Source organism: Verrucosispora sp. TAA-831, assembly GCF_050780145.1.
GTDB lineage: Bacteria > Actinomycetota > Actinomycetes > Mycobacteriales > Micromonosporaceae > Micromonospora.
Genome location: NZ_CP192240.1, coordinates 6,962,466 through 6,980,139 on the forward strand (window position 1 = coordinate 6,962,466; position 17,674 = coordinate 6,980,139).

A 17,674-nucleotide genomic window follows, 5' to 3' on the forward strand; every position below is an offset into this window, starting at 1 on the left:
ACACGTTGCCCAGCGGCGGCGGTTCAGGACGTGAGCAGCGCCCGGCGCCCACCGGGCTGAGGAGTGGCGTATGTCACACCCCTAGGGTTGAGCGGAATAGGCTCAACTCTGGTTCTGTCGGTACCAGTGGACACACCGATCCAGGGGAGCCCATGAACACCGAACGCCTCACCACCAAGAGCCGCGAGACCATCACCGGTGCCGTCGCCCTGGCCAACCAGCGCGGGCACGCCACCGTGGAGCCGTGGCACCTGCTGCTGTCGCTGCTGGACACCGAGGGTTCGACCGCTGCGGGCCTGCTGCGCGCCGTCGGGGCCGACCCCGCCGAGCTGCGCCGGGCCGCACAGCGGGCCCTCGACGCGCTGCCCGCCGCGCGCGGCTCCAGCATCGCGGAGCCCACCCTGGCCCGCGAGTTCGTCAACGCCATCGGGGCCGCCGAGCAGATCGCCCGGCCGCTCGGCGACGAGTACACCTCCACCGAACACCTGCTGGCCGGGCTGGCCCGGGTCGGCGGTGCCGTCTCCGGTGCGCTCAAGTCCGCCGGTGCCACCGAGGAGACCCTGGTCGCCGCGTTCCCCACGGTGCGTGGCGGGGACCGCCGGGTGACCACCGCCGACCCGGAGCAGACCTACCAGGCGCTGGCCAAGTACGGCGTCGACCTGACCGCCAGCGCGCGGGACGGCAAGATCGACCCGGTGATCGGGCGGGACTCCGAGATCCGCCGGGTGATCCAGGTGCTGTCCCGGCGTACCAAGAACAACCCGGTGCTGATCGGCGAGCCCGGTGTCGGCAAGACCGCGATCGTCGAGGGCCTGGCCCAGCGGATCGTCGCCGGTGACGTACCCGAGTCGCTGCGGGACAAGAAGCTCGTCTCGCTCGACCTCGGCGCGATGGTCGCCGGTGCGCAGTACCGGGGTCAGTTCGAGGAGCGGCTCAAGTCCGTCCTGGAGGAGATCAAGAACTCCGACGGGCAGGTCATCACGTTCCTCGACGAGCTGCACACGGTGGTCGGCGCGGGCAAGGGCGAGGGCTCGATGGACGCCGGCAACATGCTCAAGCCGATGCTGGCCCGGGGCGAGCTGCGGATGGTCGGCGCGACCACGCTGGACGAGTACCGCGAGCACATCGAGAAGGACCCGGCCCTGGAACGGCGCTTCCAGCCGGTGCTGGTCGGCGAGCCCACCGTCGAGGACACCATCGGCATCCTGCGCGGGCTGAAGGAACGCTACGAGGTCCACCACGGCGTACGCATCACCGACGCCGCCCTGGTCGCCGCCGCCGCGCTCTCCGACCGCTACATCACCGACCGGTTCCTGCCGGACAAGGCGATCGACCTGGTCGACGAGTCCGCGTCCCGGCTCCGGATGGAGATCGACTCCCGGCCGGTCGAGGTGGACGAGATCGAGCGGGCGGTCCGCCGACTGGAGATCGAGGAGATGGCGCTGGCCAAGGAGCCGGACGCCGCCTCCGCCGAACGCCTGGAGCGGTTGCGCAAGGAGCTGGCCGACAAGCGGGAGCAGCTCACCGCGCTCTCCGAGCGCTGGCACCTGGAGAAGAGCCACATCACCAAGCTCTCCACCGCCAAGGAGGAGTTGGAGCGGCTGGGTGGCGAGGCCGAGCGGGCCGAGCGCGACGGCGAGCTGGAACGCGCCGCCGAGCTGCGTTACGGGCGCATCCCTGCACTCCAGGCCGAGCTGACCAAGGCCGAGGAGGAACTGGCCCGGTTGCAGTCCGCGGGCGCGATGCTCAAGGAGGAGGTGAGCGCGGACGACATCGCCGCGGTCGTCGCCTCCTGGACCGGCATCCCCGCCGGTCGGCTGCTGGAAGGCGAGACCGCCAAGCTGCTCCGGATGGAGGAGTCGCTGCGCGAGCGCGTCGTCGGCCAGGCCGAGGCGGTCGGCGCGGTCTCCGACGCGGTACGCCGGGCCCGTGCCGGTGTCGCCGACCCGGACCGCCCGACCGGCAGCTTCCTCTTCCTCGGCCCCACAGGTGTGGGCAAGACCGAGCTGGCCAAGGCGCTCGCCGAGTTCCTCTTCGACGACGAGCGGGCGATGGTCCGCATCGACATGAGCGAGTACGGCGAGAAGCACTCGGTGGCCCGTCTGGTCGGCGCTCCGCCCGGCTACGTCGGCTACGAGGAGGGCGGCCAGCTCACCGAGGCGGTGCGTCGTCGGCCGTACTCGGTGATCCTGCTCGACGAGGTGGAGAAGGCCCACCCGGACGTCTTCGACATCCTGCTCCAGGTGCTCGACGACGGTCGGCTCACCGACGGTCAGGGTCGTACCGTCGACTTCCGCAACGCGATCCTGATCCTCACCTCGAACCTCGGGTCGGCGGTGATCAGCGACCTGACGCTCGCCGAGGAGCAGCGCCGGGAGGGCGTCCTCGCGGTGGTCCGATCGCACTTCAAGCCGGAGTTCCTCAACCGGCTCGACGACATCGTGGTCTTCGCCGCACTCCAGGGCGACGACCTGCGCTCCATCGTGGACATCCAGTTGGCCCGGCTGCGCAAGCGGCTGGTCGACCGCCGACTGTCGCTGGACGTCACCGACGCCGCGCGGGGCTGGCTCGCCGAGCACGGGTACGACCCGATCTACGGCGCCCGGCCGCTGCGTCGACTGGTCCAGTCGGCGATCGGCGACCAACTCGCGAAGGCGCTGCTCGCCGGCCAGATCCGGGACGGCGACACGGTGCGGGTGGAACTCGCCGACACCAAGGACGGCCTGTCGGTGAGCGCCGCCTGACCGTACCCACGACGTCGGACCTCCGCCGCCGCCCCGCCTCGGCGGGCGGCGGCGGGCCGGTCGGGTGAGGATGGAGACATGTTCGGGATCGGGCGTAAGAAGGACCCGGAGCTGACTGCTGCCGTCACGGCACTCGCCGACGCCGGCCGCGTCGCGTTCGGCGGGGTCGGGATCGCAGGCGCGACGCTGCCGGAGACCGAGGCATACCAGCGCGTCGCAGCAGTCGCGGCTGAGCACCCCGACGAAGTACGCGAGCAGCTCGACCGCCTGCTCACCACCGGCTCCCCGGCGGCCCGGGTGTACGCCGCCACGCTGCTCGAACAGCTCGACCCGGTGGCCGGACGGGCGGCCTGGACCGGGCTGCGCTCCGATCCGGCGGAGGTGGACACCGCCGTCGGTTGCGTGCTGGACCGCACCACGGTGGCCGAGTACGCCGCCCGACGACTCGACGATCACTGATCCGACGGCCGGTCGGGTCCGTCCGATCGGTGCTGCCGGACCTTGTCCGGTCCTCCTACGCTCCGTGCCATGACCGCGACCGCCGAGGATTCGGCCGCCGTACCTCCGCCTCGCCCACCCCGCCCCGGCACCGTCACCGCCGCATTCTGGTTGCAGCTCACCATCGCGCTGATCCTGTTCGGACTCGTGGCGCTGGTGGTCGTCGAGGCGTTCCAGTGGGATGCCGCGATCGACCGGGCGGCACGCCAGGTGCCCGATGCCGACCCCGTCGAGGTACGCGCCGAGCGGATCAGCAACGTCAGCATGTCGCTGGTCCTCGGCCTCCCCGCGCTGGCCGTGGGGCTCTGGATGGCGCTGACCGCCGTCGGCGTACGCCGGGGCAGCAACGTCGCCCGGGTGATGGTCTTCGCGGCTGGCGGTGCCGAGTTGCTGCTCTGCTTCTTCCAGGCGTGCGCCGGCGTCTTCTTCGTCCCGTTCATCGCGTTCGCGGCCATCGACGAGCCCTACGTCGGGGACACTCCGCCGCCGGACGACCAGTTCTGGCAGGAGTCGGAGTTCTTCGAGGTGCTGTACGGCGAGCCGCGCACCTTCGAGATGGTGTTCTTCCCGCTGGCCGGTCTCGGTGTGCTGACGGTGCTGGCCCTCACCGTGGTGGTCGTGCTGCTGTTGGCGATTCCGCCGGCCAACCGCTGGTTCGTGCCGAAGGCCGAGCCGGCCGTGCCACTGACCGGCGGAGGCGACATCCCGAACGCCTACCTCGCCGGCTACCCCCTCCCGACGTCGCCCTACTACCCCGTCCCCGGTTATCCGGTTCCGCCGGGCTACCCCGTCCCGCCCGGCTACCCGCTGCCTACCGGCTATCCCGTACCCACTGGCTACCCCGTCCCGCCCGGCTACCCGCTGCCTACCGGCTATCCCGTACCCACTGGCTATCCGGTCCCGCCCGGCTACCCGATGCCACCCGGTGCCTTCGTGCCGCCGGGTCACCCGCCGCCGTTCGGTCACCCCGTTCAGCCGGTACCCGGCCAGCCCGCCGCACCGCAGGCCGAGCAGTCCGGGCCGCAGGCTGAGCAGTCCGCACCCACCGGGGAGCTGTCCGCGCTGTCGGACGAATCGCCTGCCTCGTCGGCCGCTGACCCGGATGACGCCGACCGGGACGGTCGATCGGCTCCGGATCCGGGCGGGAACGGGCGATAAGCGACCGCCCGTGACTCCGACCGGCCCGGTCACGGTTACCGTCTTCACGACGTACCTGGGGAGGTGACGGGTGGATGACGTGTCGGCGTACCTGGTGATCGCGCTCGGGTGCCTGCTGGTGGCGGTCGCCGTCGTCGTGGTCGTGGCGGGGCGGCGGGCCCGGCGTCGGCCGTCGGCCGCGCCCCGCGCCGCCGACGGGCCGCCGACCGACCCGCGTCGCATCCAGGTCGGCGACATCGTCGAGGTCGGTGACCTGTCCTACCGGGTACGCGGGTCGATCCGGCTGGTCGAAGGGGACTGGCGCTGGGCCGAGCACCTGTTCGACGACGACAGCGGTCGGTGCCGGCTGTCGGTGGCCGAGAACCCGGAGTTCGAGATGGTGCTCTGGGAGCCCCAGCCGGGGCGGGTGCGGACCGTCGGTGCCCCGGCCGTCGACGCCGCCGGACGACGGTACGACTGGCACGAGTCCGGCCAGGCCCGCTACACCGCGACCGGGCTGACCGGGCTCGACCCGAGCGGGACGATGCGCTACCACGACTACCGGGCGGCGGGCGGCGCGCGGCTCACCTTCGAGGCGTACGGCGAGGCGGGCTGGGAGATCGCTCTCGGCCGCCGACTGGATCCGGGCGACGTCACGGTGTACCCGCAGGGGCGCGGATCGTGAGAGCACATCCGGTTCAGCTCGACAGTGGCGCGGGACGACATCACCGAGAGCGGATCTGGGTACACCGCTTCCGAGCCGGTCGGGTGGTGCGCTCGATCACCTGCTCAGCGCCGATCCGGCGCTGAGGAGGGGGACGCGCCGTCCAGACGGCGTCGTGTCGTGCCGGGTTGGCCTGTTGCCGATACGGTGAGTCGCGTTCCACGGAGGGAGAAAGATGGTCGACCCGCAGAACACCCCGGTCCGGCAGCGGCCGGGTGTGGTGACGATATCCACCTACTTGCTGTTGCTCTTCGCGATCTGCCAACTGATCAGCGTGATCGTCACGGTGGCCACGATCGGCACGGTCCGCGACGTGATGGACGAGGCATACCGCGGCACGAGCGTCGAAGGAGCGGAGAACCTCGCCGACGTCGCCGTCGTCTTCGGCGTCGCCACCGCCATCTTCCTGCTCGTCGTGGCGCTTGCGCTGGTCGGCCTGGGCCTGCTGAACCTGCGCGGAAAGAACGGTGCCCGGATCGCCACCTGGGTCGTCGGCGGCATCATGTTCTGCTGCACCGGGTTCAGCCTGCTCAGCGGGCTGGCCGGCGGCATGAGCATGCCCGGCGGCGAGACCAGCGGCGACATGCCGAGCGCCGACGAGGTGCAGCGCCGGCTGGAGGAGGCACTGCCCGGCTGGGTCACCCCGATCAGCCTCCTGCTCGGTGTGATCAGCCTGCTCGCGCTACTGGCCGCGCTGATCCTGCTGGCGCTGCCGAAGGCGAACGAGTTCTTCCGCAAGCCGACCCAGCAGTGGGAGCCGCCGATGCCCGGCGGGAACTACCCGAGCCAGCCCGGCTACCCGCAGGCACCGGGCTACCCGGGCACCCCGCCGCAGTCGGCCGACCCGGGTTACCCGGGTGCCCCGCCGCAGTCGGCCGAGCCGGGTTACCCGCCCGCTCCCGGTCAGCCGCCCGCCGGTGGGTCGGGTGACAACCCTGGTACCCAGCCTCCCACCGACCGGCCGAACTGACCGCCGGTGAGTTAGGCGCGACTGCGACAGTCCCTCCGAGTAGGTTGCAACCCGAACACCTACCGGAGGGACTCGTCGTGTCGTACCCCGAACAGGCGCCGCCGCGCCGGCCGGCCGTGGTCGTGACGGCCGTGGTGGTGCTGGCGGTGATGGCGGTGGGTGCGTTCGGGTACGCGGTGGCCGGCCTGAGCATCGTCGGCGGCACGGTGTCCCGGTTCCGCGCGGCGGCCGTGGGTACGTCGGCCGACGCCACCCAGGTCGACGCGATGGTGACCCTGCTGCGGAGCGCGGTGGTGGCAGCGGCCGTGCTGAGCGTGTTCGCGGCCCTGTTCCTCGCCGGTCTCGCGCTGGCCCTGGCTGGCGGGCGGCCCGCCGCCCGGGTGACGACCTGGGTGGTCGCCGGGCTCGGGATGCTCCTCGGTTGCTGCGGCATCGGAACCCTCCTGGTCCAACGCGCCACCCCCTTGGACTTCGGCGACGACCAGGCCGCCGCCGAACTCGTCGCCCTGGTGGCGGACGCCTACCCGTCGTGGTGGATTCCGATCACCACGACTCTTTCGGTCGCGCAGGTGCTCGGTTACCTTGTGGTAGCCGTACTGCTGGCGATGCCGTCCGCCAACGCCTGGTTCCGCCGCCGCCCGGTGCCCCCGCACCACCCCCAGCCACCGTCGTACCCACCCGTGCACCACCAGCCGTCCGCGTATCCGCCGCCGGTCGCGCCGCACCAGACCTATCCGCCGCCCGGGGCGCCGCCGTCGTCCCCGTATCCGCCGAGGTGAGCAGACCAGTGACGCCCGACCAGCCGAGTAGCGCGCGATGGGCGTTGATCACCGGGGCGACGGCGGGGATCGGAGCGGCCTTCGCCGATCGGCTCGCCTCCGACGGATGGCACCTGGTGCTGGTCGCCCGGGACGCTGAGCGACTCGCCGCGCAGGCCGCTGAGCTGACCGGCCGGTACGGCGTCGAGACCGAGACGGTGCCGGCCGACCTGTCCACCGACGACGGCTGTGCCGAGGTGGAGCGACGGCTCGCCGTCGCCCCGCCGGTGGGGCTTCTGGTCAACAACGCGGGGATCAGTCTGAACAAGCCGTTCCTCAGGTCGAGCCTTGAGGACGAGACCCGACTGCTCCGGCTCAACGTGCACGCGGTGATGCGATTGACACTCGCTGCGCTGCGCACGATGACTGAACGGCGAGATGGGGCAGTGATAAATGTCTCTTCCGTCGCTGGTTTCGGTGCGATCATGCCGGGATCGACGTACTCCGCCAGCAAGGCGTGGGTCACGAACTTCAGCGAGTCCGTCGGCCAGTCCGCCCGCCCCTTCGGCGTACGCGTGATGGCGCTCTGTCCCGGCTACACCCGGACCGAATTCCACCAGCGAGCCGGCATCGACATGTCGAAAACTCCCGAGTGGTTGTGGCTCGCCGCGCCCGACGTGGTCGCGGAAGCCTTACGTGACCTGCGAAAAGGCAAGTTGGTCAGCGTTCCATCGTGGAAATACAAACTGGCCGTCGCCGGTCTGCGGCACGCCCCACGCGGATTGCTCGACCGGGTGGCCCGGGACACCCGTGGGCGCATCGGCCGCGATCGCGGTTGACGGCGACACGTCGTCGTCCGGTGCGGCGGCGGCGAGCGCGAGATCACTCGATCCGAACCGTCGATCGACGTAGCGTAGTCGGACATCGCCACTCATCTGTCCCCCGGAAGGGTTGCCCGGGGTGGCCCGTCCACCCGGCACACAGACTTGCGCAGTACCCTCTATCGCCATGGGGGACCACGACGACCTGCGTAAATTCATCTCCGACCTGGCTGTGGTCCACGGCCGGGTAGTGCTCTCCTCCGGGCAGGAGGCTGACTGGTACGTCGATCTGCGTCGCATCACGCTCCATAACCGGGCGGCCCCCTTGGTCGGTCGGGTGATGCGGGAGTTGACCGCCGACTGGTCGTACGACGCGGTCGGTGGCCTGACATTGGGCGCCGACCCGATCGCCATGTCGATGCTGCACGCGACCGGCCGTCCGTTGGACGCGTTCGTGGTGCGGAAAGCGGGCAAGGCGCACGGGTTGCAACGCCGAATCGAAGGCCCCGACGTGACCGGACGTCGGGTGCTGGCGGTGGAGGACACCTCCACCACCGGCGGAAGTGTGATGACCGCCGTCGAGGCCCTTCGCGAGGCCGGGGCCGACGTGGTGGGGGTGGCGGTTATCGTTGATCGTGGTGCCGGCGACGCGGTGCGAGCCGCCGGATTGCCCTATCGGGCGGCCTATACGTTGGCTGACCTCGGCCTTGTGGCGTAAAAGTCTGCCGATTCGGATCTGCTGATATGCAGCCGGATCGATGCTGCTGGTGGAAGGATGGAATACGTGGGAACTGCGTTGGCCGAAATGACTATGCCTCAGATCTCGCCGCTTGCCGGCGAGCCGATCGAACGCGCCGACGCCGAGCGGCTGGCAGGGGTCCTCAAGGCCCTTGCCGACCCCGCCCGGCTGCGGCTGCTCAGCCTGATCCAGTCGGCGCCCGAGGGTGAGGCGTGCGTGTGCGACTTGACCGCACCGCTCGGACTCTCCCAGCCGACCGTCAGCCACCACCTGCGTATCCTCACCGAGGCCGGCTTGCTGGAGCGGGAGAAGCGCGGTGTGTGGGCCTACTACCGGCTGGTCCCGAGCGCGATCGCGACGATCGCCGACCTGCTGACTCCGCCGCGGAAGCGGGCCACCAAGAAGGCTCGCTGAACCGAAACCGCTTGGTGGCCGCCCAGCCGGGCAGCCACCAAGCGGTGGACGTCAGCGCACCTGCGTCGGCTCGTACGCCTCGGTGAGCGCCTGGGCGGCCCGGTTCACCCGGCGCCGCTCGGCGATCACCATGGCCAGGACCACGGCGAAGCCCAGCAGGAACAGCGCGGTGATGGCCAGGATGCCGTCACCGGGCGCCTGCAGGGTCCGGTCCTCGGACTGCCATGGCCACAGCGAGCGGAGGCTGCCGATCAGCGCGCCGGACATCACCGCCAGAGTCATCCGGCGATGCTTGTCCAGCAGCCACTGGAGCAGCTTGACGAAGAGCGACAGGCCGATGACCATGCCGGTGGCGAAGATCGCCAGGTAGCCCCAGTCCCGGTCGTTGAGGGCGGCGATGGTCGGTTCATAGAGACCGACGGTCAGCAGCAGGAACGATCCGGAGACGCCGGGCATCACCAGCGCGCAGACCGCCACCGCCGCCGCGACCAGCAGGATCATCGGGCGTGGTTCGAGGGTGGCCTGTGGCAGGCCGGTGAGCGCGAATGCGACCGCCGCGGCGATCACCAGGCCGACCACCTCGCGCCGCCGCCACGGCTTGCCGACCATCGAGACCGGCACCAGCACCGAGGCGAGCACCAGGCCGAGGAAGAGGCCACGGGTGTGTTCGGGGTAGCCGGTCAGTAACGGCTCCAGCAGCTTCGCGGCGAGCAGCAGGCCGGGCACCATCCCGATCATCAACGGGATCACCACGTCCCAGTGGGCCTGCCGCATCTGGTGTCCCGCCCGCGTCCAGCCACGCCCCCGAGGTACGTCCGACGCCGCGTACCGGACGGCGTTCACCACGTGGCCGGCGGACACGATCAGCCGTTCGTACACCCCGGTGACCAGCGCGATGGTGCCACCGCTGACCCCCGGCACGGCCTCCGCCACGCCGATGGCCCCACCGCGCAGGACATGGCCTACCCGTTCGCCCAATGCCATTAAGAATCCGTCTCCCGCCTCGCTCGCCCGGGTCGCCCGAGTGGCGCCCGCCACGGCCGACCAGGCTACCGGGGCGCGACGGAGACCCTCGCGGCGTCAGAGGCGGGGGTCCACCGGCTCGGATTCACACGCCAGGATCGCGAAGACCAACTCGTGCCGACGCCCCAGCGGAGCACCGTCGACCAAGGCGGGCCGAGCAGCCGACCACCGGCGGCGACGGGCGGGGTCAGCGGTAGTCGTCTTCGTCGGGGGCTACTACCCGGGCCTGCTCCATGGCGTCCCAGTCGTCGACCTCCAGGCCCCGGTGCGGTTCGTCCTCCACCTCCGCAGGGTCGACCACCGTGGCCTGCTCGACCGCGTCGGCCGGCTCGGCCTCCAGGTCGCGTTCGTCAGCGCTGAGGTGGTCGCCGGGGGCGAAGTCCTCGCCGGGCTGGCCCATTCGGTGCCTCCGGGATGTCGGTGGACGGTACCCGCTCCACGGTACGGGCTGGGCCGGTGTCGCGCTGGGAACCCGCGCGCCGTCCGGCGGGGCGAAGGGTACGTCGGGAGGTACCGCCCAGTCGGGCGAATCGCCCCACCGGCGGGTCGCCCCGATGCCAGGATGGTCCCGTGGGCTTCCTCATCCGGCTGGTGACGACCGCCGTCGCACTGTGGATCACCACGTTGATCGTGCCCGGGGTCGAGGTGACCGGGCGGACCGGCTACGACACCGTGTTCACCCTGCTGATCGTGGCGTTGATCTTCGGCGTGGTCAACGCGGTGCTCAAGCCGTTGATCAAGGTGGTGGGCTGCGTCTTCTACCTGTTGACCCTGGGCCTGTTCGCGTTGGTGGTCAACGCGCTGTTGTTCCTGCTGACCGACTGGATCGCCGGCAGCCTCCGCCTCCCGTTCCACGTGGACGGCTTCTGGCCCGCCTTCTGGGGAGCCATCGTGATGGCGGTGGTCACCTGGCTGATCAGTGTCGTGGTGCCGGACCGCGCGGACCGGCGGTGAGCCGCCCGGCGCCGGGCCGGTTGTGCCGGGCCGGTCCAGCTACGGGATACTTCCCGCGTAGGACAGCGCGGTCCGGCGCACCAATGGAGATCAGGCGGCCATCCGGCCGACCGCCAACGGAGTTTCGCGCGGCTGCCCGGCCGACCGTCGACAGGCGGCCGATCGGCCGGCGCAAGAAGAGCGGCGGCCGCACGGCCGTCAGCGGCAAGTAAGGAGCGTTCGACATGCCCATCGCTTCCCCCGAGGCTTACGCCGAGATGCTGGACCGCGCCAAGGCCGGCCGGTACGCGTACCCGGCGATCAACGTGACGTCGTCGCAGACGCTCAACGCGGCGCTCAAGGGCTTCGCCGACGCGGAGAGCGACGGCATCATCCAGGTCTCCACCGGTGGCGCCGAGTACCTCTCCGGCCCGTCCGTGAAGGACATGGTCACCGGCGCGGTGGCGTTCGCCGCGTACGCGCACGAGGTGGCCAAGAAGTACCCGGTCAACATCGCGCTGCACACCGACCACTGCCCGAAGGACAAACTGGACAAGTTCGTCCGGCCGCTCATGGCCATCTCGCAGGAGCGGGTCAAGAACGGCCAGGAGCCGCTGTTCCAGTCGCACATGTGGGACGGCTCGGCCGTGCCGGTCGCGGAGAACCTGGAGATCGCCGAGCAGCTTCTCGCCGAGGCCGCCAAGGGCAAGATCGTCCTGGAGATCGAGGTCGGCGTCGTCGGCGGTGAAGAGGACGGCGTCGAGAACGCCATCAACGACAAGCTCTACACCACCGTCGAGGACGGTCTCGCCATGGTCGAGGCGCTCGGCCTGGGGGAGAAAGGCCGCTACATGGCCGCCCTGACCTTCGGCAACGTGCACGGCGTCTACAAGCCGGGCAACGTCAAGCTGCGGCCCGAGGTGCTCAAGCAGATCCAGGACGCAGTCGGCGCCAAGTACGGCAAGGACAAGCCGCTCAGCCTGGTCTTCCACGGCGGTTCCGGCTCGCTGCTGTCCGAGATCCGCGAGGCGCTGGACTACGGCGTGGTGAAGATGAACATCGACACCGACACCCAGTACACCTTCTCCCGTCCGGTGGCGGACCACATGTTCCGCAACTACGACGGCGTGCTCAAGGTCGACGGTGAGGTCGGCAACAAGAAGCTGTACGACCCCCGGGTGTGGGGCAAGGCCGCCGAGGCCGGCATGGCCGCCCGGGTCGCGGAGGCCTGCGAGCACCTGCGCTCGACCGGCACCACGATGACCAAGTGACGTCCTGACGTCGCCGCCGACGGCGGCCGGTTCCTCCCCGGAGCCGGCCGCCGTCGCTGTTGTAAGGAAGGGCACCTTACTAACGCCTCGTGCATAGTAGGGGTCCCCTCCTTCAAAAAACCCCTACGACGACGACCGCAGGAGCAGACGTACCGCCTCGTGCACGTCGTCGGTGAGGTGCACGGTGCCGGACAGGTCACCGAAGGGCGAGGTCGCCAGCAACGGCTTGAGCAGCGACTCCACCGGCAGTTCCGTGGTCCAGTAGGCGCGGTCCAGGAACACGTACGCCCCGCTGGCCCCGTCCGTGCCGTAGTAGGTCTTCGTGGCCGCCTGGAACACCTCCTGCACGGTGCCCGCACGGCCGGGCGCGAAGACGATCCCGCCCCGGGCCAGCCGCAGGATGGTGTCCTCCCGGATGGCGTTGGAGAAGTACTTGGCGATCCGGCCGGCGAACAGGTTCGCCGGTTCGTGACCGTAGAGCCAGGTCGGCACGGCGAGCCCGCCGCAGTTGGCCCAGTCCAGGTCGCCGGTGGTCAGCGCGGCCGAGTCGGCCCGGTACGCGACGGCCGGCTCGGCGTCGTTCTCCGGTGGCGTGACCGAGCGGCCGTACAGTTCCCGGACCCGCAGCGCCGCCGCCGTGTAACGGTCGTGGTCGGTGAAGTCGGGTGCGGTGGCGAGCAGGTCGATGGCGGCGGTCAGGTCCTCGGCCGGTCGGGTCGACAGGTACGCGCCCAGGTTGGCGGCCTCCATCACACCCGGGCCGCCACCGGTCACCACCAGGCGGTGAGCCCGCGCCAACTCCCAGCCCAGCACCGCGGCCGTCCGGTACGGCGCGCTGCCCCGGCGTACCGCGTGCCCGCCCATCACGCCGACGACCGACTGCGGTCCGTGCGTGGTCAACCAGGCCCGGGTGGCGTCGGCCAGCGCGTTGTCCACACCGTGGTCGTGCAGTCGCTGACCGAGCGCCTCGCGTACGTCGGGCTGTGCCCCGCCGTGGTCGCGGAAGTGCGCGTACACGCGGCTGTCGTACATCGCCTCGAAGCCGCCCTCGGCGAAGCCGGCGGCCAGTTCCTCGGGGGTGTAGAGGTGCGGTGGCTGGGTCGGGTAGGGCAGGCCGGAGAAGGGCGGCACCACGTTCGCGCCCCGCCGGACCAGGTCGGCGCCGACCTGCCGGGAGGCGAAGCGGCAGCCGACGAAGAGGGTTCCGGCGACCTCGGTGCCGCTGAGGTCGGGTATCGGTTCCAGGTCCAGCCGGAGCCCCTGGACCGTCAGCCCGACCAGCGTCCCGTCGGCGAGCCGCCGGTCGAGTTCGGCCCGGGTCTGGATCTCGTTCAACCAGGTGTGCGGCTCGATGACGTCCGCAGGGGGTGGGGTCGGCACCCGGCCATCCTGCCCGGTTGCCGCAACCGTGCCCGAGCTGCCCCCGGCCCGGGGGAGTGGGGGGCGGGAGCCCGGCGGCCTGGCCGAGCTCCCGCAACTCCGGTTCCTGGGGAGGCTCCGGTCTTTTAGTTGTAGTGGAAGGGACCGGTCGGCGGCATGGGCCGCAGGCGTGACGGACCTCTCGGCCGTTCAGTCAGCCGGCTCGCCGGACCCCCTCGCGGGCACTGGCCGGAAGCGGGTTGAATGGGACGATGCAGAACCTCTTGCCGGAGCCCCCGGCCACGCTCCTGCCCGCACACGACGAGGCCGACGCCACGCTGGCCACGGCCGCGCAGGACGGCGGCGACGAGGCGTTGGCCACGGTGGCCGCCCGGTTCCCGACGCACAGCGCCGCCTGGGCCGCGTTGGCCGCCCGGGCCTTCGCCGAGGGGCAGGTCGTCGCCGCGTACGCCTACGCCCGCACCGGCTACCACCGGGGGCTGGACCAGTTGCGCCGCAGCGGCTGGAAGGGTCACGGGCCGGTGCCGTGGTCGCACGAGCCGAACCGGGGCTTCCTGCGCTGCCTCTACGTGCTCTCCCGCGCCGCCGACGCGATCGGTGAGGCGGACGAGGCCGCCCGCTGTGCCCAGTTCCTCCGCGACTGCGACCCGGCCGCCGCCGACGCGCTGGCCAGCAACTGACCGTCCGCCGACGCGCTGGCCAGCAACCGACCGTCCGCCGAGCCGCCGGCTCGGAGCAGGTGCTCCGGAGGCCGGCGGTTCGACGTGGCGCGCACTGCCGAGACCGCGCGGTCGGGGCCTAGAGTCCCTCGGCGACCGAGGCGGCGATCTTGAGCCAGGCGTCCCGGGTCGCCGACGAGAGCTGGGCGTACCGGATCGGCTCGCCGGTGTCGATGAGCCGCTCGTACGGCGCCAGCAGCACCCCCCGGGTACGCGCGGCGAAGTGCTCCTGGATCGCTGGCAGGTCGATCTCCTTGCGGGACGGCGGCATGGAGACCACCGTGACCGCCTGCCGGACCAGCCGTTGCCGGCCGCTCTGCTCCAGGTGGTCGAGCATCCGGGCGGCGGTCTCGGCCGAGTCGTTACGGGCCGACATGGTGACCACCAGTTGATCGGTCGCGTCCATCGCGGCCTGCCAGTTCTGCGCCCGCACGTTGTTGCCGGTGTCCACGAAGATCAGCTTGTAGAACCGGCTGACCACCTCACGGATCTCGCCGAAGGCCGAGGCGGTGAGCATCTCGCCGCCGGTGGCCGACTCGTCGGAGGCGAGGACGTCGAACATCCCCTCACCCTGTGAGCGGACGTACTGCGACAGGTCACCGACCCGACCGTGGGCACCGTGGAACTGCCCCAGGTCCCGCAGCAGATCCCGCACCGTACGCGAGTGGAAGTCCTGCTGGGCGCGCATGCCGAGGGTGCCCTGGGTCTCGTTGTTGTCCCAGGCCAGCACGTACCCGCCGCGCTTCTGACCGAACGTCATGGCGAGCAGCAGGATGGCGACGGTCTTGCCCGCGCCGCCCTTCGGGTTGACCACGGTCACCTGCCGGAGCCCGCCGAAGTTGCGGCGGACCGTCTCGATGTCCCGCTTGAGTTCCAGTTCCTGCCGGCCCGGCGGCAGCTTCACCAGACCGGTCCGGTTGACCACCGCCCGTACGCCCATGGTGGCGACCGGATCGGCCGGGCGGACGTGCCGCCGCCGGGCGAAGTCCTCGGCGGTGGGCGGGACGCCCGGCTCGGCCGGGTTCCAGGCCGGTTCGGGGTAGCCGGCGGGCGTCGGGTTCGCGGCCGGGTAGGGCAGTTGCGGTGCCGGGGGTGCCACCGGCGGTGGTGCACTCTGCGGCCAGGATGCCGGGTTCCAGGCCGGCTGCGGCGGGAACGGCCCGGGCGGCGAGTCCGCCTGGTGCGCAGGCGGGTACGCCGAGCCCTCCGGTGGCACCGCTCCCGGCTGCGGCGGCACCGCTCCGGGTTGCGGCGGGAACGGGCCGGGCTGGGGTGGCACCGCGCCGGGCTGGGGTGGGAACGGGCTGGGCTGGGGCGGCGGCATCGGCACGCCGTGCTGTGGCACGACCGTGCCCTGGTGCTCGGGAAGCGGACCCACGTGCGGCGGCGGGAACGCGTCGCGATGCGGCGGCGGCACCGGGGTGCCGTGCTGCGGTGCGGGTACGGGATACGTCCCGGCCTGCGGCGGCACCGGCCGACCGGTTCCGGCTGCCGACGCCACCGGTGGGAAAGGCTGCGCGCCGGTGGCCCAACCGGGACGGGTTGCGCGCTCGGTCCCGGACGGGTCGCTGCTCTCCGACGCTGCGGCGGTCGGACGCTGCGGCGGTTGCGCCCAGGGCGACTCCGTCGGCGGCCGGACCATCGTCGGGCCGTCGCCGTCGGGGTGGTCGCCACCGCCGGCGGAGGTCTCCGCCGGTGCCGTCTCGGGCTCGCCGTCCAGGTCCGGCCGACCCGCGTCGGCGGCCGGGTCGGAGCCGACGGCCGGGTCGGAGACGGTGGCGGGACGCGGGCCGGGGACGGCCGTCGCACCGGTGTTGCCGGGCCGGTCGTCGTGCGGAGGCGCGATCGCGGTCGGCCGGTCGAGAGTGAACGGTAGATCCAGGTCGACCCGGCCGTGTTCGGGCGGCGTCGGCGCGGGTGCCCAGCCGGTGGGCGGCGGCACACTCGCCCGTCCGCCGACCACCGGTGGTGGCACACTCGCCTGCCCGCTGGCCACGGGCGGCGGCGCACTCGGCTGTCCGCCGACGGGCGGCGACGTGGGCGCCCATCCGGGACCCGGCGTCGTCCCCACCTCGCCGCCGACACCGGCGGTCAGCGACGGGTAGTCGGCGGGCGAGGGCGGCCCGGCCGGTTGGCCGGTGGGCGGTAGGTGACCCGGCTGACCGGCGGTCGGCGGCACCGGGTAGCCCGGCCTGTCCGGGGGCGACGCGGGTGGCGCGGCGGGCGGCGTCGGCGGGGTCGCCCATGCGGGCGTGCCGAAGCCCTCGACCTGGTCCGGCGGCCAGAGTGGTTCGATGTCCCGTTCCGGCGCCCCTTGCTGGCCGGGCACGTGCGCCCGGTCGGCGTTCTCGTCCACCACGGTTCCTCCCCCATTCCCTCTGCCGAGGATAGGCCCACCGGCCGAACCCGGCCGTTCACGCGGGGCGGGGTCAGGCCGTCCAGACCGCCCAGGCGCCCGACTCGGTCCACCAGGACCGCTTACGGGTCAACTGCCCCTCCACGCCGTCGTCCAGATACGGCAGCGCGCCCTCGTCCCGGGGCAGCACGGAGACCGCCCGGCCGCGGGCCCGGCGCACCTCCAGGCGTACCCGTCGGCGGCCCAGCCGCGACCGGGTCACCACCGGGACCGCCACCGCCACCTCGACCAGCCCGTCCGTCGGGTCGGGAGCGGCGAGCAGGTCGACGTCGTCGAGCCGGGCGTACCCGGCGGCGTTGCCGATCGCGCAGGCCAGCAGCGGGTCGTCGCCGTGCGAGAGCACCGCGTCGTCCACCTCCACCCGACCACGCCAGTGCAACGGGCGTCCGTCCTCGGCGGCGGCCCCGAGCAGCGCGCCGTCCAGGGTGACCGAACCGCCGTCGTTGCGCAGCAGATCCAGTCGGCGAGGCGTGCCGTCGAGCACCGCGGCGGCCACCGCCGCCGGATCACGCGGCAGGCCGAGCTGCGCGGCGAGGTCCCGGTGCGTCGTGCTGCGGGCCGGGTCCAGCGGGAGTACGCCGACCGGCGGCAGGTCCGGCACGGTCCGGCCGTCGGCCAGGTCGGCCGGACGACGACTCGGCGGCGGGGCGTACCGCCGGACCAACCGGCGGATCACGGCCCGCAACTGTGCGTCACCGGCGACTGCCACCACGAGACGCACCTTGGAGTCCGGGTCGGGCCAGGTGAGCCCGTCCGGACGAGGCGGCGCGTCCAGTCGGGCCAGCACCTCGTCGATCTCCGCGTCCGACCGGGCGGTCACCGTCTCGACCCGCGCGCCTCGGGCGGTCAGCGCGTCCGCGCAGGCCAGCACCGGTACGCGCGGAGTCTCGCAGCGTTCCGGGAGGTCCGGGGCTGCCTCGGACGCTCCGCCGCAACAGGCTCCGCCACTGCCGCACCCGGCTCCGGGAGCGTCCCGCTCCGAGCCGAGGGTGAGCAGCACCACGTCGTACACGGGTAGGCCCCTCCTGCCTCTCGGCGCGACCCCTGCCGGTCGTGCCGTCACTACTTGTTAACCTGACACCCCGGGCTCGCTGACCGGTCGCCATCTGGCACCCGAGCCTTCTGGA

17 protein-coding genes are annotated in these 17,674 nt (G+C 72.0%); 12 read left to right on the plus strand and 5 right to left on the minus strand.

The window, feature by feature from the left end; genetic code table 11:
* Positions 1 to 152: 152 nt before the first annotated feature.
* From clpB to ACQVFL_RS31035, 9 genes are all read left to right on the plus strand, one after another.
* Positions 153 to 2,744, plus strand: coding sequence for an ATP-dependent chaperone ClpB (clpB, locus tag ACQVFL_RS30995; RefSeq protein WP_431728202.1), 2,592 nt, complete (start codon positions 153 to 155; stop codon positions 2,742 to 2,744).
* A gap of 78 nt (positions 2,745 to 2,822) precedes the next feature.
* Complete coding sequence (locus ACQVFL_RS31000) at positions 2,823 to 3,203, plus strand: hypothetical protein (protein ID WP_396696574.1); 381 nt, start codon at positions 2,823 to 2,825, stop codon at positions 3,201 to 3,203.
* A gap of 69 nt (positions 3,204 to 3,272) precedes the next feature.
* Positions 3,273 to 4,400 carry a hypothetical protein gene (locus tag ACQVFL_RS31005; protein ID WP_431728203.1) on the plus strand — a complete coding sequence of 376 codons (1,128 nt, stop codon included), beginning with the start codon at positions 3,273 to 3,275 and terminating at the stop codon, positions 4,398 to 4,400.
* A gap of 70 nt (positions 4,401 to 4,470) precedes the next feature.
* Positions 4,471 to 5,064 (plus strand): DUF4178 domain-containing protein, encoded by a 594-nt coding sequence (locus ACQVFL_RS31010; protein WP_431728204.1) that lies wholly within the window; start codon positions 4,471 to 4,473, stop codon positions 5,062 to 5,064.
* A gap of 214 nt (positions 5,065 to 5,278) precedes the next feature.
* Positions 5,279 to 6,073 carry a hypothetical protein gene (locus ACQVFL_RS31015; RefSeq protein ID WP_431728205.1) on the plus strand — a complete coding sequence of 265 codons (795 nt, stop codon included), beginning with the start codon at positions 5,279 to 5,281 and terminating at the stop codon, positions 6,071 to 6,073.
* A 77-nt stretch (positions 6,074 to 6,150) separates the two neighbouring features.
* A complete protein-coding gene (locus tag ACQVFL_RS31020) occupies positions 6,151 to 6,852 on the plus strand; it encodes a hypothetical protein (RefSeq protein WP_431728206.1) in 702 nt (233 codons plus the stop codon).
* An 8-nt stretch (positions 6,853 to 6,860) separates the two neighbouring features.
* Entirely contained in the window at positions 6,861 to 7,670 is an 810-nt protein-coding gene (locus ACQVFL_RS31025; protein ID WP_431729919.1) for an SDR family NAD(P)-dependent oxidoreductase, read from the plus strand.
* A 169-nt stretch (positions 7,671 to 7,839) separates the two neighbouring features.
* The gene (locus ACQVFL_RS31030) at positions 7,840 to 8,370 is read left to right on the plus strand and encodes an orotate phosphoribosyltransferase (protein ID WP_131055681.1); all 531 of its coding nucleotides are present in this window, start codon (positions 7,840 to 7,842) and stop codon (positions 8,368 to 8,370) included.
* 57 nt (positions 8,371 to 8,427) lie between these two features.
* Complete coding sequence (locus ACQVFL_RS31035; RefSeq protein ID WP_007454255.1) at positions 8,428 to 8,805, plus strand: ArsR/SmtB family transcription factor; 378 nt, start codon at positions 8,428 to 8,430, stop codon at positions 8,803 to 8,805.
* A 51-nt stretch (positions 8,806 to 8,856) separates the two neighbouring features.
* Here ACQVFL_RS31035 and ACQVFL_RS31040 read toward each other — a convergent pair whose 3' ends face one another.
* Positions 8,857 to 9,789: a DUF368 domain-containing protein gene (locus tag ACQVFL_RS31040; RefSeq protein WP_431728207.1), complete on the minus strand. Its 933-nt coding sequence runs from the start codon at positions 9,787 to 9,789 to the stop codon at positions 8,857 to 8,859.
* Between the two features lie 226 nt (positions 9,790 to 10,015).
* Complete coding sequence (locus tag ACQVFL_RS31045; protein ID WP_396696588.1) at positions 10,016 to 10,228, minus strand: hypothetical protein; 213 nt, start codon at positions 10,226 to 10,228, stop codon at positions 10,016 to 10,018.
* 170 nt (positions 10,229 to 10,398) lie between these two features.
* Here ACQVFL_RS31045 and ACQVFL_RS31050 point away from each other — a divergent pair, with 170 nt between their 5' ends.
* Together ACQVFL_RS31050 and fbaA are read left to right on the plus strand one after the other, a co-directional pair.
* Complete coding sequence (locus tag ACQVFL_RS31050) at positions 10,399 to 10,782, plus strand: phage holin family protein (RefSeq protein ID WP_396696590.1); 384 nt, start codon at positions 10,399 to 10,401, stop codon at positions 10,780 to 10,782.
* Positions 10,783 to 11,006: 224 nt separating this feature from the next.
* Positions 11,007 to 12,032 carry a class II fructose-bisphosphate aldolase gene (gene fbaA, locus ACQVFL_RS31055; protein WP_396696592.1) on the plus strand — a complete coding sequence of 342 codons (1,026 nt, stop codon included), beginning with the start codon at positions 11,007 to 11,009 and terminating at the stop codon, positions 12,030 to 12,032.
* A 123-nt stretch (positions 12,033 to 12,155) separates the two neighbouring features.
* Here the strand turns inward: fbaA and ACQVFL_RS31060 are convergent, their stop codons facing one another.
* Positions 12,156 to 13,412, minus strand: coding sequence for an LOG family protein (locus ACQVFL_RS31060; RefSeq protein ID WP_431728208.1), 1,257 nt, complete (start codon positions 13,410 to 13,412; stop codon positions 12,156 to 12,158).
* 251 nt (positions 13,413 to 13,663) lie between these two features.
* Between ACQVFL_RS31060 and ACQVFL_RS31065 the strand changes: the two genes are divergently transcribed.
* Complete coding sequence (locus ACQVFL_RS31065) at positions 13,664 to 14,092, plus strand: DUF3151 domain-containing protein (protein ID WP_396696596.1); 429 nt, start codon at positions 13,664 to 13,666, stop codon at positions 14,090 to 14,092.
* A gap of 118 nt (positions 14,093 to 14,210) precedes the next feature.
* On the opposite strand, the gene ACQVFL_RS31070 is transcribed toward ACQVFL_RS31065, so the two are convergent.
* Both ACQVFL_RS31070 and ACQVFL_RS31075 read right to left on the minus strand, forming a co-directional pair.
* Positions 14,211 to 16,490, minus strand: a complete 2,280-nt coding sequence (locus ACQVFL_RS31070; RefSeq protein WP_431728209.1) for a chromosome partitioning protein — start codon at positions 16,488 to 16,490, stop codon at positions 14,211 to 14,213.
* 70 nt (positions 16,491 to 16,560) lie between these two features.
* Positions 16,561 to 17,559, minus strand: coding sequence for a hypothetical protein (locus tag ACQVFL_RS31075; RefSeq protein ID WP_431728210.1), 999 nt, complete (start codon positions 17,557 to 17,559; stop codon positions 16,561 to 16,563).
* Positions 17,560 to 17,674: the final 115 nt, after the last annotated feature.

Excerpts from the sequence above, each read along its gene's own strand:
- clpB (WP_431728202.1), top strand. The coding sequence starts at position 153 with ATGAACACCGAACGCCTCACCACCAAGAGCCGCGAGACCATCACCGGT.
- ACQVFL_RS31000 (WP_396696574.1), top strand. The coding sequence starts at position 2,823 with ATGTTCGGGATCGGGCGTAAGAAGGACCCGGAGCTGACTGCTGCCGTC.
- ACQVFL_RS31005 (WP_431728203.1), top strand. The coding sequence starts at position 3,273 with ATGACCGCGACCGCCGAGGATTCGGCCGCCGTACCTCCGCCTCGCCCA.
- ACQVFL_RS31015 (WP_431728205.1), top strand. The coding sequence starts at position 5,279 with ATGGTCGACCCGCAGAACACCCCGGTCCGGCAGCGGCCGGGTGTGGTG.
- ACQVFL_RS31030 (WP_131055681.1), top strand. The coding sequence starts at position 7,840 with ATGGGGGACCACGACGACCTGCGTAAATTCATCTCCGACCTGGCTGTG.
- ACQVFL_RS31035 (WP_007454255.1), top strand. The coding sequence starts at position 8,428 with ATGGAATACGTGGGAACTGCGTTGGCCGAAATGACTATGCCTCAGATC.
- ACQVFL_RS31040 (WP_431728207.1), bottom strand. The coding sequence starts at position 9,789 with ATGGCATTGGGCGAACGGGTAGGCCATGTCCTGCGCGGTGGGGCCATC.
- ACQVFL_RS31045 (WP_396696588.1), bottom strand. The coding sequence starts at position 10,228 with ATGGGCCAGCCCGGCGAGGACTTCGCCCCCGGCGACCACCTCAGCGCT.
- fbaA (WP_396696592.1), top strand. The coding sequence starts at position 11,007 with ATGCCCATCGCTTCCCCCGAGGCTTACGCCGAGATGCTGGACCGCGCC.
- ACQVFL_RS31065 (WP_396696596.1), top strand. The coding sequence starts at position 13,664 with ATGCAGAACCTCTTGCCGGAGCCCCCGGCCACGCTCCTGCCCGCACAC.